Here is a 15,541-nt window from a genome sequence, read left to right as displayed (position 1 = left end):
CATGTCGATGCCGCTGGACACCCCGGCGGCGGTGATGATGCGCCGCGGCAGATGCTCGACGACCCGTTGCGGGGTGTACACCGCGCCCAGCGAGCCGAGGATGTCCTGCGTGGCCCAGTGCGTGGTCGCGGTCAGACCGTCCAGAAGTCCGGCGGCGGCCAGCACCAGACTGCCGGTGCACACCGAGGTGGTGTAACGGGTCTGGCGGTGCACCTGCCGCACCCAGTCGAGCATCGCCTCGTCGCGCAGCAGCGACCGGGTGCCCACCCCGCCTGGGACGAGCAGCACATCGGGCCGGGTCACCTCCTCGAAGGTGGCGTCGCACATCAGGCCGAGCATGCCGTTGTCGGTGCGTACCTCACCGCGGCGCCTGCCCACGAATACAACGTCGATGCACGGAACCCGTTGCAGCACTTCGTAGGGACCGATGGAATCCAGCGCGGTGTTACGCGGGAACAGGGCGATCGCGACCTGCATCTGACACCTCCTCGGCGTGCGTGACATGCGACTTCGCTGCCGCCTGCAGCCGCCGCGGCCACCGCGGCGGGAAGGCGTCGGCTGCGCGGTCGAAGACGCCGCCGGAGGGGTCGTCGATGCGCCCGCCCAGACGCACCAAATCCTCGGCGGGCCGGTAGATCTGGCGGATGACCAGTACCACCAGTCCGATCACCGCGAGATCCCGGATCAGCACCGTGGCAGTGAACCACTGCTCGGGCAGGCCCTTGTTCTGCTCACCGTAGAGATAGAACATTCGCGGTATCCACACCAGCGCGTCCACGGTCATCCAGGCCAGGAGCACGCGGCGGTGCGGCAGCGCCAGCACCGCCAGCGGGACCAGCCACAGCGAAAACTGCGGACTCCACACCTTGTTGACCAGGAGGAAGGCCGCCACCACCAAGAAGGCCAGTTGCGCCACCCTGGGGCGCTGAGGGGCGGTCAGAGCGATGTAAGCGATTGCCGCGCAGCACAACCCGAACATGACCGCGACGACGGCATTGAGGACCACCGGCGGCTGCCAGAAACCGATGTCGGGGTCCAAGCCCCGCCATCCGGTGAACGAACGGACGACGTTGAACAGCGAATCCATGTCCTGGGTCCGGCGGGTGTTGAGCCGGAAGAACTCTGACCAGCCGCGGGGATAAAGCAGCATCACAGGCAGGTTGATTCCCAACCAGGTGATGGCGGCGAGAACCGTGGTCCGCAACGCCGCGGCCAGCCGCCCGCTCCGCACCCCCAGCACCAGCAGGGGCAGCAGGAAAAGCGCCGGATAGAGCTTGGCGGCCACCCCGAGTCCGATCAAAACCCCGGCCAGCGCGGGTCGGCGTCGCGCCCAGGCCAGCAGGCCACCGATCGCCAAAAATGTTGCCAGGGCGTCGAAGTTGGTGAAGATCTGGAAGATGAGGATCGGCGAGGCGGCCACCAGCGCGGCGTCCCACACCCGACGGCCGGCCAGCATCGCCGTCGCCCACACCGTCCCCAGCCAGGCCAGCCCAAGTCCGAACGCGGCGATGTTGAAGAACATCACCACCTCGGCCACCCCGTTGAGCACCGGTAGCTTGGTCGCCTTGGCCACCACGGTGTAGGTCTTGGCCAACGACATCGACACGTACTGGTACATCCCGGTCAGCACCGGATACTCCATGTAACGCACCGCGGTGCTGCCGTCGTACTGCTGCCGCGGCTTGCCCTGGGCGTCCAGTTCCAGCCAACTCGACTTGTACGGAAACTTGCCCTGGCTCAACAACTCTGCGCCATAGAGCGGCACGGTGTCGGAGTAGCACAACTCGTAGTAGGCGCGCTGGTTGTCCCAGTTGGCCACCCGCTGGTCGGGGGCTCCGGTACCGATGGTCTGCAGGCACGGCGCTTTGGTGGACCAGCCCAGGGCCAGGAACACCAGCGCGATGAGGAACATCACCCGAACCGGCGTCAGCACGCGGGTGCGGCCGATGAGCGCATGGCGGCCGACCGGTCCCCCGATGGCGCCGGACAGCGCCGCGCCTAGCGGATCGGTGCGGCTGGGCATGTCGCGGTCGTCGGCGCTGCGGAGGTCCTCAGCGAGCGGTTGCGGTGACACCGTCGAACGTGGCCAGTCCGCCTGCTCGGCGGTCAGGGAACCACCCGGCCACGTCACGGAGGCGGCGGCGGTCCCGGCGGCGGCGCACCCGGTGGGGGCGGGACGGGTGCAGGCGGCGGCCCCGGCGGGGGTGGGGGCGGCGGGAACGGCGGCGGCGGCGGGGGCGGCGGCGGGAACGGCTGCCCCGGTGGCGGCGGCGGGAACGGCTGGCCCGGTGGCGGCGGCGGAGGCGGCGGGGGCGGCGGCTGCGGGATCGGAATGGTGATCCCCGGCAGCACCTCCACACCCGGGTTCCGCGGCGCCGGGGCCTGCGTATAGACCGGCTGCGGCTGGCTGACCACCGGCGGGGGGGCCATCACGGGTACCCCGGCGTAGCCGCCGACCTCGCCGGGGGTCGGGAAGGACTCGAAGTCGCTGTTCTGCAGCGCCCCGTCCATGGTGGCCTTCCAGATGTCGGCCGGGATGCCCGAGCCGTACACCGGGCCGCCCCAACTGTTCACCAGCGGGATGTCGCCCTTAACCGTGCCCACCCAGACCGCGGTCGACAGCTGCGGGGTGTAGCCGACGAACCAGGCGTCGCGGTTGGCTCCGGTGTCACCCAACTGGTGGGTGCCCGTCTTGCCCGCCGACGCCCGACCGCCGGCCAGGTTGTGCCCGTTGGACCAACCGGGGATCGGCTGCATGGCCGCAGTGACGTTGTCGGCCACCGCCGCCTCGATACGCCGCTCTCCGTTGTTCTCCTCGGCGGCCGCGTCGAAGAGCACCTCGCCGCGGGCGTTGACGACCTTCTCCACGAAGTGCGGGCTGCGGTAGATACCGGAGTCAGCCAGGGTGGCGTACGCCGAGGCCATGTCGATGACCCGGGATTCGTATTTGCCGAGCACCACACCGGGGGCTGCCGGACCGCCCTGCCCGTCCTCGGACAGGGTGTGTGCGAAGCCGGGGATGCTCTCGGCGATACCGGCCCGGTGGGCTGCGTCGGCCACGTCGCCCGGGCCGTCCTTCAGCTTGAGCATCAGCCGGTAGTAGCTGGTGTTCAGCGACTGTTTGAGTGCCTCGGCGATATTGCAGGTCCCACAACTGAGGCCCTCGGAGTTGGTGATGGTCAGCTTCTCGTCGACCTTGTAGGGCGAGCTGTCCACCTGATATCCCAGTCCCATGCCCTGCTCGAGGGCGGCGACGAGGGCGAACACCTTGAACGAGGACCCAGTGGGCAGGCCGGCCTGGGCGAAGTCGAAACCGGCTGCGTCGGTGCCGCCGAAGTACGCCTTCACCCCGCCGGTGCGCGGGTCGATGGACACGATCGCGGTCCGCATTTCGGGGATCTGGCCGTCGAGATAGGTCTTGGCGGCCTCCACGGCGGCGTTCTGGGCGACCGGGTCGATGGTCGTGGTGATCTGCAGACCCTGGGTGTTGAGTGTCTGCTGGTCGATGTTGAACAAATCCAGCAGTTCCTTCACCACCTGCCGCTGGATCAGGCCGTTGGGGCCGGTGGTGAGGTTCGCGGTTTTGGCGTCATCGGGCGAGACGGTCTGCGGGAATACCTGCCGCGCGCGTTCCTCTGGGGACAGCGCACCGATGGTCACCATGCCGTCGAGCACCCAGTTCCACCGGTCCGTCGCACCCTCGAGATCCACCGCCGGATCCAGCGTCGACGGTCGCTGAATGATCGCGGCGAGCAGGGCCCCCTCGGAGACGGTGAGGTCCTCGACCGGCTTGTTGAAGTAGGCCTGCGACGCCGCCGAGATGCCGTAGGCGCTGCGGCCGAAGTAGATGATGTTCAGATACGACTGCAGCACTTCGTCTTTGGACCACGACTGGGACATCTTGGTGGAGATCACCAGTTCCTTAGCCTTGCGGATGAGACCGCCAAGGCCGGTGCGCTGGTCGCCGACGAGGGCGTTCTTGACATACTGCTGGGTGATCGTCGAACCACCCTGAATGTCGTTGCCGAACAGGTTGTTGTGCAACGCGCGGGCGAACCCAGAGATCGAGAAACCGGGATTGCTGTAGAAGTCGCGGTCCTCGGCCGCCATTACCGCGTTACGGACCTGGACGGGGACCTGGTTGATGTCGACGTCGACCCGGTTGCCGTCAGGCGGAACGATTTTCGCCAACTCGGAGCCATCGCTGGCCAGGATCGTGGAGACCTGGTTGGTGCGGATGTCACCGGGTTTGGGGACATCGACGATCAGGTAGGCCAGGCCGAACGTCAGCAGTGGCAGGACGACGAACACCGCTGCCGCCGCGGCAAACCAGCGCCGCACACTCCACGCGGGTAGGAACCGTCGCCGGCGGAGCTTGCCGTCTTCACCCTCGGGGTCAGGCTCACCGTCGCCGCGGCCGCCGGGGTAATTCGGCGGCGGAGGCGGCGGAGGGGGCGTTTCCGGCCGCGCGGGTGGCGGTCCCGGGACAGGCACAGGCTTTGAGGGTGTCTCTGCCCGTTTCGGGGGCACGGGCCGCACAGGAGGCACGGGCGGTACAGAGGGCGCGGGCGGCACAGGGGGCGCCGGGGGACGCGCAGACACTACGGATGCCGGGGCAGGCGGGGAAGCCGGGGCTGGCGAGGACACCGGGGCAGGCGAGGAAGCCGGGGCTGGCGAGGACACCGGGGCAGGCGGGGAAGCCGGGGGAGCCGGGGACACCGGGGCTGGCGAGGACACCGCCTTCCGGGGCAGGCCGGCGGTTTTCGGACCGCTGCCGAGCGCGGCCACCACCTGTTCGATCGGATCGCGCAGGTCGGATGCCGGGGACCCAGCCGTCACCGGCGGCAGGATCGCCGTGACCCTGTCGTCGGGCGGGGTGGGCCGCCTGCGCGGTGCCGCGGGCTGGCGGTCCTCGGCACGGTGCCGCGCGCCGGACTCACCGTCAGCCGGTGTGGGCTTGGCGGCGGCAGTCCGGTCTTGACCCTCGCTGCTATTCACTGGCCGTACGCGCGCCCGAACGGCGCGCAGACCGGGTGCCGGGCGTGCCCTTGGCGGGGCGGGGCGCTCCGAGCACATATGACTTGACCAGATGATTCCAACTGCAAGTCCGGCACACCTCCACGACGTGTACGGCGAATTCGGTGAACCGAGTCGCCAGCAGAACCAGCTCCTCGGCAGTGCGGGCCGACCCGGAGACGGCGCCCAGATGGTCGCCGAACACCCAGGACACCAGGGTCAACTGCTCCTTGCGGCAAATGGGGCACATCACCGAACTCGGCTTGCCGTGGAACTTCGCGGCACGCAACAAGTACGGGTTGGCGTCGCAGACCTCCGTGACGCCGGTGCGACCCGAGTAGACCTCAGCCAGCAGCGACCGCCGCCGAAGCGCGTAGTCCACCACCTGTCGCTGTAATCGCACGGAGACCAGAGTACGTCGGCGGCTTGCGCGCCGTTACGCGACCGACCTCATAATCCTTACGATCAAATCCGTGGCGACAGCTCAGACAGCCCGTACGCGGGCCAAGGACAGCGATCGCACCGACACCTGCCAGATCCTCGACACCGCGCTGGCGGAAGGTCAGCTGTCGATGGCCGAGCACGGGGAGCGGGTGAAAGCCGCGACCAATGCCGCGACGCTGGGCGAACTGCGCGCTCTGGTCAGCGACCTACAGACCAGAAATGCCCCCGTGCAACTGCCGACCCTGCGAACCCCGATGGCCGGCTCACCGGCACGCTGGGGTTTAGGGCTGGCCGCCGCAGGCGCACTGGTGCTGCTGGGTGTCGGGATAGGCTGGGGCTTCTCCGGCGGCGGGGGGTCCCCGTTCGGCCGCGCTCCGGACCCCGGCGCCCAACCTGACGGTGTGGCCCCGGTCGTGTTGACCCCGCCGCGCCAACTGCATTCGCTGGGCGGCCTGAACGGTTTGTTCGAGCAGATGCGGACGAGGTTCGGCGACACCGCGGGCTACCGGATGGTGATTTACCCCGACTACGCGGTGCTGGTCCGTAGTGACCGGGCCGATGACCGGCGCACGCTGAGCTACACCTACCGGGGCGGGTGGGACGATCCCTCGACTGGGGCGAAGGACCGCGAAGCCGTCGCTGTCGACCTGGCGAAATTCGACACCGCGACGATCGTCGGGGTGCTTCGTGGGGCGGCGGTGACGCTGAACATCAAGCCGGCAGATGTGACGAGTACGTACCTGACGCTGGATCCGAGCGGGGATCCCGGCACACCGGCCGGCCTGGAGATCTCGGTGTACGTCTCCAGCGACTTCGGCAGCGGGTACATCGCGCTGAACCCGGACGGTTCGATCAAGCGGATCAGCTACCCCTGAGCTCTCAACTAACCCTGAGCTCTCAACTAACCCTGAGCTCAACTAACCCTGGGTCGCCGGCTGTGCGGACTATGCAGTTCCCCGGGGTGAAATCCATGCATCGGCTGCACACTGGGCGCTCGTGAGCAGCCGTTTTGGCGCGGAATATATCGGTCCGATACTATTGGGCTACGTGTCGGTCCGCCGTAACGGTGAATGCAAAGGAGGTGACTCGATGTTGGAACTGGCTGTTCTGGGGCTTCTACTCGAGTCCCCGATGCACGGTTACGAGTTGCGCAAGAGACTGACCGGGCTGCTCGGCGCGTTCCGCGCCTTCTCCTACGGCTCGCTGTACCCCGCCCTGCGCCGGATGCAGGCCGACGGACTGATCGCCGAGGACGCCGCCCCGGAGGGCACCACCGTGTTGCGCCGGGCCCGGCGGGTCTACCAACTCACCGACAAGGGCCGGCAGCGGTTCGCCGAACTGGTTGCCGACACCGGCCCGCAGAACTACACCGACGACGGCTTCGGGGTGCACCTGGCCTTCTTCAACCGCACTCCGGCGGAAGCCCGGATGCGGATTCTGGAGGGCCGCCGCCGCCAGGTGGAGGAGCGCCGCGAGGGGCTCCGCCAGGCGATCTCGCGGGCCAGCAGTTCTCTGGACCGCTACACCCGGCAGCTTCACCAGCTGGGTTTGGAGTCCAGCGAGCGGGAAGTCAAATGGCTCAACGAACTCATCGCCGCAGAGCGGGTGGCACAGGGCCGCTCCGATCAAGTCTGACCAACAACCAAACGAAGTACAACCCGGAAGTACAGGAAAGGTAACGCCATGAGTGAGCACAACGCGACGAACGATGTGCGCGTCGCCATCGTCGGCGTCGGCAACTGCGCGTCCTCGCTGGTTCAGGGCGTCCAGTACTACCAGGACGCCGACCCCAACGCGAACGTCCCCGGCCTGATGCACGTCACCTTCGGCCAGTACCACGTGCGCGACGTGAAATTCGTCGCCGCGTTCGACGTGGACGCCAAGAAGGTGGGCTTCGACCTCTCCGAGGCGATCTTCGCCTCCGAGAACAACACCATCAAGATCGCCGACGTGCCACCCACCAATGTGGTGGTGCAGCGCGGGCCGACGCTCGACGGCATCGGCAAGTACTACGCCGACACCATCGACCTCTCCGACGAGAAGCCGGTCGACGTGGTCAAGGTCCTCAAGGACAACAAGGTCGACGTCATGGTGTCCTACCTTCCGGTGGGCTCGGAGGAGGCCGACAAGTTCTACGCCCAGTGCGCCATCGACGCCGGCGTGGCGTTCGTCAACGCGCTGCCGGTGTTCATCGCCTCGGATCCGGTGTGGGCCAAGAAGTTCGAGGATGCCGGTGTCCCGATCGTGGGCGACGACATCAAGAGTCAGGTCGGCGCCACCATCACCCACCGCGTGATGGCCAAGCTGTTCGAGGACCGCGGCGTCACCCTGGACCGCACCTATCAGCTCAACGTCGGCGGCAACATGGACTTCAAGAACATGCTTGAGCGTGAGCGCCTGGAGTCCAAGAAGGTGTCCAAGACCCAGGCCGTCACCTCCAACCTGACCGGTTCGCTGGCCGGAAAGGTCGAGGACAAGAACGTCCACATCGGCCCGTCGGATCACGTCGCCTGGCTCGATGACCGCAAGTGGGCCTACGTGCGCCTGGAGGGCCGCGCCTTCGGTGACGTGCCGCTGAACCTGGAGTACAAGCTCGAGGTGTGGGACTCGCCGAACTCGGCCGGCATCATCATCGACGCGGTGCGCGCGGCCAAGATCGCCAAGGACCGCGGTATCGGCGGCCCGATCATCCCCGCGTCGGCCTACCTGATGAAGAGCCCGCCGGTGCAACTTGCCGACGACGTTGCGCGGGAGCAGCTTGAGGAGTTCATTGCGGGTTAACCGCGGTTGAGGGGTAACTCCCCATCGAGAGTGCGTCCAGATCGAATTTCTGTCGGAAGAGTCGATCTGGGCGCACTTTCGCGTTAACTGGAGGTGTGGACGAGTTCGCCTACCTTCCCGAGAACGCCGCGCAGGCCGGGGTGGGCGGGCCGCTGCCGCCGGTGGCGCGGGTGCAGCAGGGCCCGATCAGCGCGCTGCGGTGGGGTACCAGCGACCCGAGGGTGGTGTTCCTGCACGGCGGCGGCCAGAACGCCCACACCTGGGACACCGTGATCCTGGGACTGGGCCTGCCCGCGCTGGCGATCGACCTGCCCGGCCACGGCCGCTCGGACTGGCGGGAGGACGGCGATTACGGGCCGGCGCTCAACGCGGACGCCGTCGAACCGATCGTCGGCGATCTGGCGCCGAATGCCGATCTGGTGGTGGGCATGTCGCTGGGCGGGCTGACCGCGATGCGGCTTGCGGTGACCGCCGGGCATCTGGTGCCCCGACTCGTCATGATCGACGTCACCCCGTCGGCACCCGAGCGCCACGAACAGATGACCAAGGCGCAGTTGGGCGCGGTGGCATTGGTGCAGGGCGACCGCAGCTTTCCCAGCTTCGAGGCGATGGTCGACGCCGCGGTGGCCGCCTCACCGCAGCGCTCTCGGGAGTCGTTGCAACGCGGGGTTTTTCACAACGCCAAACAGCTCGACGACGGCACCTGGACCTGGCGCTACGACACCTTCCGCAAAGGCGACGGCTTCGAAGGGCTCTGGGCGGACGTGCCCGCGCTGCGCACCCCGACCACCCTGGTACGCGGGGCCAAGTCGTTTTTCGTCAACGACGACGATGCCGCCGAATTCGCCCGGAGCGCACCGGGATTCCAACAGGTGATCGTGGTTGCGGACGCCGGGCACTCGGTGCAGGGTGATCAACCGCGGGCGCTGGTGGAAATCCTGCGGGCAGTGCTTGACTAACACCCATGGCCATCCCTGAAAACTTCCCCATCCGCATCGGCGTTCAACTGCAGCCCCAGCACTCCAGCCACTACGGCTACATCCGCGACGCGGTGCGCCGCTGTGAGGACATCGGCGTCGACGTGGCGTTCAACTGGGACCACTTCTACCCGCTCTACGGCGACCCCGACGGCGCCCACTTCGAGTGCTGGACGATGCTGGGCGCCTGGGCCGAGCAGACCTCCCGCATCGAGATCGGCGCGCTGGTCAGCTGCAACTCCTACCGCAACCCCGAACTGCTGGCCGACATGGCCCGCACCGTCGACCACATCTCTGAGGGGCGGCTGATCCTGGGCATCGGATCGGGGTGGATGCAGAAGGACTACAACGAGTACGGCTACGAGTTCGGCACGGCCGGCAGCCGGTTGGATGACCTCGCGGTGGCACTGCCGCGCATCGAGGCGCGGCTGGCCAAGCTCAACCCGGCCCCCACCCGCCGGATCCCGATCCTGATCGGCGGCGGCGGCGAGAAGAAGACGCTGCGCCTGGTCGCCCAGCACGCCGACATCTGGCACGGCTTCACCAACGCCGACACCTACCCGCACAAGGGGGCCGTCCTCGACGGGCATTGCGCCGCGGTCGGACGCGACCCGGCCACCGTCGAGCGGTCCTCCGGGGTGGAGGGCCGCGACGCCGAGGCGGTGGTGGCCAACGCCGAGGCACTGGCCGGCCTCGGGGTCACCCTGCTGACGGTGGGCTGTGACGGGCCTGACTACGACCTGGGACCGGCTCAGGCGCTGGTGCGGTGGCGGGACAGCCGCAGCGCTGCGGGGTAAGGAGTGGCCCCGCGGGACAGACGGGCAGTTAGACTGGCAAACCATGTCCGAGAGCCAGTCGCAGGTCGTCACCCTGGCCGGCGACCTGCAGCGGGTGCTCGCCAAACTGGTCACGGTGATGCGCCGGGGTGACCCCCACCGGGCGACACAACCGGATCTGACGATGGCGCAGATCTCCATTCTGCTGACACTGCTCGACAGCGGGCCGATCCGGATGACAGAACTGGCCACGCGGGAACGGGTGCGCACCCCGACGACCACGGTGGCGATCCGGCGGTTGGAGAAAGTCGGTCTGGTCAAGCGCTCCCGGGATCCCTCCGACATGCGGGCGGTCCTGGTCGAGGTGACGCCGCAGGGGCAGGTGCAGTACCAGGAGGCGTTGGAGGCGCGCCGCACCCACCTGGCGGGGTTGTTGAGCCGGCTGTCCGACGACGAATGCGCCGACCTCGTCCGCGCTCTCAAACCTCTTGAGCGGCTTACCGATACCGAGGACTGATGACCGGCTAACCAAGCCAGTCCAGCACCGCGGCGGCGGTCCACGACTGCTGCATGCTGCCCAGCGGTTCCCCGGTGAACGGCTCGTAGTACTCGCCGAAGGCGCCGTCGCTGACCTGCCGCAGACCTTCCCGGCGCAACGTCAGTGAGCGTTCCGACCACCCACGCCGGGCGAAGCCCCAGGAGAACAGCCAGTTCAGCACCGGCCACACCGGGCCGCGCCAGTACTCCCGGGGCCGGAAGTCCTTAGACACCGGGGAGGTGGACGGGACGAGCGCGTAGCGCAGGTCGGGATGGCCGCAAAACCTGGGGCCCTCAAAGAGTTTCAGCAGAGCACGCTCTTGCTGGTGGGCCAACCCGCCGCATAGTAGTGGTGCGAACTGCGCGACAGTCTCGGTCCTGATCCAGGTTCGGGCTCGCAGGTCGTAGTCCCTTGCCGCGCCGTTGCGGTGGTCGGCGGTCTCCGCCACACCCGCGCGGAATCGGTTGGCCCAGCCATAGAGTTCACGGACGTCCGCGTTGGGCCGGTTACAGTCCTCACCGATGGTCGCGAGGACTTCGCAGGCGACCGAGAAGATCGCGGAGACGAACACATCCTCCACCGCGAAGCTCATGGTGGTGGGTAGGCGGTCGTCGTCGTAACCGACTGACTTCATCTCTTCCAGCAGCCACAGGTACCGGTCGTACTCGCCGTCGGAGGGTCGTTGGCTGGGATCGGTGATGACGTGTTTGTCGGCGCGCGTGTAGCTGGGCACCTGTCCGGCAATGACGTTGGCGTAGGCCGTATCCCACCGGGGCGAGTTGTCCATCCCGGACTCCCAGCCGTGGTATAGCGTGATCCTGCCGTGCTGGTTGGGGTCGCGGGCCTCGGCCAGCCAGCGGTGCCAGCGCACCAGATCGTCCCAGCGTCGGTCCAGGAATTCCTCGGCCACCGCCCGTGTCGACCGGCCACGGCTGCGGGCCCGCTCCAGGATGCGTTGCACGGCGATGGCGTGCACCGGCGGTTGGGTGATGCCGGAGGTCTGCCGGCCGGCCGGGGCCGCTGCGGCCAGTTTCCGGCACTCCCACCGGTCGGGGCCGGGGAAATAGCCGTCGACGCCGTCAGCGAAAACGATGTGCGGAATCATCCCGTTGGACCACTGCGCCGAGAGCAGGGTGTCCAGTTCGACGGCGGCCCGTTCCACGCTCAGCGCCGCCAAGCCCATCGCCACGAACGCCGCGTCCCAACTCCACATGTGCGGATACAGCCGGGGGGCAGCTGAGGTCATCGACCCCAGGTCGTTGCCCCGCAGCAGGTATGCGGCGCGGGCAGCGAGTTGGGTCGGTGAGAAGCCGCCGTCGAAGGACACGGGTTCATTGTGCGGGGTGTGATGCGTGCGGCGCAGGTCGGTACGGTGACGTAATGCCCACCGCTCTGATCACCGGGGCCAGCGGAGGCATCGGCGCCGCGATCGCCGAGGCATTGGCACCGACTCACACACTGTTGCTGGCCGGGCGGCCATCACCCCGCCTTGATGCCGTCGCCAACCGGTTCGGCGCCACCACCTGGCCGCTGGACCTCGTCCACTTCGACGAAATCGCCGCCGCCGCTGAGGTTCTGGCTGAACTCGACGTGCTCGTGCACAACGCCGGGGTGGCCTATCCGGGCCGGGTGGGCGAGTCCACGCCCGAGCAGTGGCAGGCCACCTTCGAGGTCAACGTGACCGGCGCGGTGGCCCTGACCCTGGCGTTGCTGCCCGTGCTGCGCGCGACCCGTGGGCAGGTGGTGTTCATCAATTCGGGTTCGGGCCTGAACCCCTCCCCCGGGCTGGCGTCCTACTCGGCCAGCAAGTTCGCGCTACGTGCCTTCGCCGACTCGTTGCGGGTCGACGAGCCCCGGTTACGGGTGACCAGCATTCACCCCGGCCGGGTGGACACCGAGATGCAGCGCGATCTGGTGGCCTATGAGGGCGGGGATTACGACCCGGCCAGATTCCTCACCCCGCAGACGGTGGCCCGCGTCGTCGCCCAGGTGGTGGCCACCCCGCCTGATGCGCACACCCACGAGGTGGTGATCCGCCCCCGCGGGCCGCGCTAGATGACGACGTTGACCAGCCGACCCGGAACGACGATCACCTTCTTGGGTGTGGCCCCGGCCAGAAAGGCCTGCACCTTCTCATCGGCCAGGGCGGCCTGCTCAAGATCGTCCTTGCCGGCGTCGGCGGCGACGGTGACGTGCCCGCGCACCTTCCCGTTGACCTGCACCGGATACTCGACGGTATCGGCCGCCAGGTAGCGCTCCTCGGCCTGCGGGAACGGCCCGTGCGCCAGTGAACCGTCATGCCCGAGTCGGCGCCACAGTTCCTCGGCCAGGTGCGGGGCCAACGGAGCGACCATCAGCACCAGCGGTTCCAGCGCCGACCGGGCGGTGACGCCGACCTTGGTGAGGTGGTTGGTGTACTCGATCAGTTTCGCCGCGGCGGTGTTGTTGCGCAGGTTGGTGTAGTCGTCGCGCACACCGGCGATGGTGCGGTGCAGAACCCGCACCGTCTCATCATCCAGGGTGTCCTCGGAAACCCTACTGGCGCCGGTGTTCTCGTCGACCACCAGACGCCACACCCGCTGCAGAAACCGGTGCGCGCCGACGACATCCTTGGTGGCCCAGGGCCGCGACGCCTCCAGCGGACCCATGGACATCTCATAGACCCGCAGCGTGTCCGCCCCGTAGGAGTCGCAGATCTCGTCGGGCGAGATGGAGTTCTTCAGGCTCTTGCCGATCTTGCCGAACTCCTGGAACACCTCGATCTCACCGTCGGGCCCGGGTAGGACGAACGTGCCGTCACGCTCGATCACCTCGGCGGCCGGCACGTAGGCCCCGCGGGAGTCGGTGTAGGCGAACGCCTGAATGTAGCCCTGATTGACCAGCCGCCGGTACGGCTCCCGCGATGTCACGTACCCCAGGTCGTGTAAAACCTTGTGCCAGAACCGGGAATACAGCAGGTGCAGCACTGCGTGTTCGACTCCGCCCACATACAGATCAACCCCGCCGGGGTCCTCCGGCCCGTGCTCGGCAGGCCGGGGGCCCATCCAGTACGCCTCGTTCTCGATGGCGCAGAACTGCCTGTTGTTGTGCGGGTCGGCGTAGCGCAACTCATACCAGGAACTGCCGGCCCACTGCGGCATCACGTTGGTGTCGCGGGTGAAGGTCTGCAAACCGTCGCCGAGGTCCAACTCGACGTGCACCCAGTCTCCTGCCTTGTTCAGCGGCGGCGACGGCTCGCTGTCGGGGCTGTCCGGATCGAACAGCACCGGGGAGTAGTCCTCGATGTCGGGCAGTTCCACCGGCAGCATGGAGTCCGGCAGCGGATGGGCGCAGCCATCGGCGTCGTAAACGATGGGAAACGGCTCACCCCAATACCGTTGGCGCGCGAACAGCCAATCGCGCAACTTGTATTCCACGCGGGCGCGGCCGCGACCCGCCTCCTCCAAGCGGGCGGTCATCGCCTCCTTGGCCTCCTGCACACTCAAGCCGTCGAGCGGTCCGGAGTTCACCAGGGTTCCGGCACCGGTGTAGGCCTCCTGCGAAACATCGCCGCCGGCAATGACTTCGATGATCGGCAGGCCGAACTCGGCGGCGAACTCCCAGTCCCGCTGATCGTGACCGGGCACCGCCATGATCGCACCGGTGCCGTAGCCCAGCAGCACATAGTCGGCGATGAACACCGGAATCTGTTGGCCGTTCGCCGGATTGGCCGCGTAGCTGCCCAGGAAGACACCGGTCTTGGCTTTGTTCTCCTGACGCTCCAGGTCGGACTTGGCGGCGATTGTCTTGCGGTAGGCCGCCACCGCATCGACCGGGGTGGCCACGCCGCCGGTCCAGCGCGGGTCCACCCCGTCCGGCCAGTTCGCCGCGACCACCCGGTCGACGAGTTCGTGTTCAGGCGCCAGCACCAGATACGTCGCCCCGAACAGGGTGTCGGGCCGGGTGGTGAACACCTCGACATCAGCCTCGCCGACGGCGAACAGGGCTGCTGCGCCGGTGGATCGGCCGATCCAGTTTCGCTGCATGGTCTTGACCTTGTCCGGCCAGTCCAGCACGTCGAGGTCCTCGAGCAACCGGTCGGCGTAAGCGGTGATGCGCATCATCCACTGCCGCAGGCGCTTACGGAACACCGGGAAGTTGCCGCGCTCGCTGCGGCCGTCGGCGGTGACCTCCTCGTTGGCCAGCACGGTGCCCAACCCGGGACACCAGTTGACCAACGAGTCGGCCCGGTACACCAACCGGGAGGAATCGACGACCTGGGCGCGCTGGGCCCTCGTCAGCTCCGACCAGGCTTGGCCGTCGCCGACTTGCCTTGCTCCGCTGTCGAATTCTGCGATCAGCTCACTGATCGGCCGGGCTTTGTTCTGCTGTGGGTCAAACCAGGCGTTGTAAATCTGCAGGAATATCCACTGGGTCCAGGTGTAGAAGTCGACATCGGTGGTCGAGAAGCTGCGGCGCTGGTCGTGGCCGAGCCCGAGCCGGCCCAACTGCCGACGGAAGTTGCCGATGTTCGCCTCGGTCCGGGTCCGCGGGTGAGTGCCGGTCTGCACCGCGTACTGCTCAGCGGGCAGGCCGAATGAGTCGAAACCCAAGGCGTGCAACACATTGCGGCCGGTCATCCGGAAGTACCGGGCGTAGACGTCGGTGGCGATATAGCCCAATGGGTGACCGACGTGCAGGCCCTCACCGGAGGGGTAAGGGAACATATCCTGGACGAACATCTTGTCGGCGGGTACGGCGCTACCGTCGGCGGGCGCCAGGGAACCCACCGGGTTGGGCACGTTGAACGTTCCCCACCGCTGCCAGTTGTCCTGCCAGTCCCGCTCGATGCGGCCCGCCAACTCGGCGGTGTATCGGTACTGCGGGACGTCGGTGCCGTCCGCGGTGGTCCTCGCCGATTCGGTCACGACAGACAGGGTATCGGTGCGCCAGTTCGACGACGATGCGGAGCGCAGCGAGCAGGCGGTGGCGGACCGTCAATGCGTGTCGGCAACAGCTCGGTATCGGTT

General features: G+C 67.7%; 13 protein-coding genes. 7 read left to right on the top strand and 6 right to left on the bottom strand.

Annotated elements, in window-relative coordinates; genetic code table 11:
- From ADBZ5N_RS05020 to ADBZ5N_RS05005, 4 genes are all read right to left on the bottom strand, one after another.
- The coding region (locus ADBZ5N_RS05020) for a DJ-1/PfpI family protein (protein WP_526256384.1) at window positions 1–477 on the bottom strand (477 nt) is incomplete at its 3' end.
- On the bottom strand, window positions 446–2,110 hold the full coding sequence (locus ADBZ5N_RS05015) for a glycosyltransferase family 87 protein (RefSeq protein WP_526256386.1): 1,665 nt from the start codon (window positions 2,108–2,110) through the stop codon (window positions 446–448). The genes ADBZ5N_RS05020 and ADBZ5N_RS05015, both read right to left, overlap by 32 nt.
- Window positions 2,111–2,127: 17 nt before the next feature.
- Window positions 2,128–4,494 (bottom strand): transglycosylase domain-containing protein, encoded by a 2,367-nt coding sequence (locus ADBZ5N_RS05010; RefSeq protein ID WP_526256383.1) that lies wholly within the window; start codon window positions 4,492–4,494, stop codon window positions 2,128–2,130.
- A 496-nt stretch (window positions 4,495–4,990) separates the two neighbouring features.
- Window positions 4,991–5,419: a DUF5318 family protein gene (locus ADBZ5N_RS05005; RefSeq protein ID WP_526256382.1), complete on the bottom strand. Its 429-nt coding sequence runs from the start codon at window positions 5,417–5,419 to the stop codon at window positions 4,991–4,993.
- Window positions 5,420–5,489: 70 nt separating this feature from the next.
- On the opposite strand from ADBZ5N_RS05005, the gene ADBZ5N_RS05000 reads away from it, so the two are divergent.
- The 6 genes from ADBZ5N_RS05000 to ADBZ5N_RS04975 all read left to right on the top strand — a co-directional run bounded on the left by ADBZ5N_RS05000 (window position 5,490) and on the right by ADBZ5N_RS04975 (window position 10,511).
- A complete protein-coding gene (locus ADBZ5N_RS05000) occupies window positions 5,490–6,335 on the top strand; it encodes a DUF1707 domain-containing protein (RefSeq protein ID WP_526256381.1) in 846 nt (281 codons plus the stop codon).
- A gap of 214 nt (window positions 6,336–6,549) precedes the next feature.
- Window positions 6,550–7,095: a PadR family transcriptional regulator gene (locus ADBZ5N_RS04995; RefSeq protein WP_526256385.1), complete on the top strand. Its 546-nt coding sequence runs from the start codon at window positions 6,550–6,552 to the stop codon at window positions 7,093–7,095.
- Between the two features lie 48 nt (window positions 7,096–7,143).
- Window positions 7,144–8,241 (top strand): inositol-3-phosphate synthase, encoded by a 1,098-nt coding sequence (locus ADBZ5N_RS04990; RefSeq protein WP_526256380.1) that lies wholly within the window; start codon window positions 7,144–7,146, stop codon window positions 8,239–8,241.
- 95 nt (window positions 8,242–8,336) lie between these two features.
- A complete protein-coding gene (locus tag ADBZ5N_RS04985) occupies window positions 8,337–9,200 on the top strand; it encodes an Rv0045c family esterase (protein WP_526256379.1) in 864 nt (287 codons plus the stop codon).
- Between the two features lie 5 nt (window positions 9,201–9,205).
- The gene (locus ADBZ5N_RS04980) at window positions 9,206–10,015 is read left to right on the top strand and encodes an LLM class F420-dependent oxidoreductase (protein WP_526256378.1); all 810 of its coding nucleotides are present in this window, start codon (window positions 9,206–9,208) and stop codon (window positions 10,013–10,015) included.
- 43 nt (window positions 10,016–10,058) lie between these two features.
- Window positions 10,059–10,511 carry a MarR family winged helix-turn-helix transcriptional regulator gene (locus ADBZ5N_RS04975; protein ID WP_526256377.1) on the top strand — a complete coding sequence of 151 codons (453 nt, stop codon included), beginning with the start codon at window positions 10,059–10,061 and terminating at the stop codon, window positions 10,509–10,511.
- Between the two features lie 7 nt (window positions 10,512–10,518).
- Here ADBZ5N_RS04975 and ggh read toward each other — a convergent pair whose 3' ends face one another.
- Window positions 10,519–11,859 carry a glucosylglycerate hydrolase gene (ggh, locus tag ADBZ5N_RS04970; protein WP_526256376.1) on the bottom strand — a complete coding sequence of 447 codons (1,341 nt, stop codon included), beginning with the start codon at window positions 11,857–11,859 and terminating at the stop codon, window positions 10,519–10,521.
- A 53-nt stretch (window positions 11,860–11,912) separates the two neighbouring features.
- Between ggh and ADBZ5N_RS04965 the strand changes: the two genes are divergently transcribed.
- A complete protein-coding gene (locus ADBZ5N_RS04965; RefSeq protein WP_526256375.1) occupies window positions 11,913–12,587 on the top strand; it encodes an SDR family oxidoreductase in 675 nt (224 codons plus the stop codon).
- On the opposite strand, the gene leuS is transcribed toward ADBZ5N_RS04965, so the two are convergent.
- Window positions 12,584–15,439, bottom strand: a complete 2,856-nt coding sequence (gene leuS, locus ADBZ5N_RS04960; protein ID WP_526256374.1) for a leucine--tRNA ligase — start codon at window positions 15,437–15,439, stop codon at window positions 12,584–12,586. The two genes, ADBZ5N_RS04965 and leuS, sit on opposite strands and share 4 nt — an antisense overlap.
- Between the last annotated feature and the right edge of the window lie 102 nt (window positions 15,440–15,541).

It is taken from the genome of Mycobacterium sp., assembly GCF_044370595.1.
Taxonomy (GTDB): domain Bacteria; phylum Actinomycetota; class Actinomycetes; order Mycobacteriales; family Mycobacteriaceae; genus Mycobacterium.
Note: the sequence above shows the minus strand (reverse complement) of the source record. Positions and strands in the feature narration are given on the sequence as shown.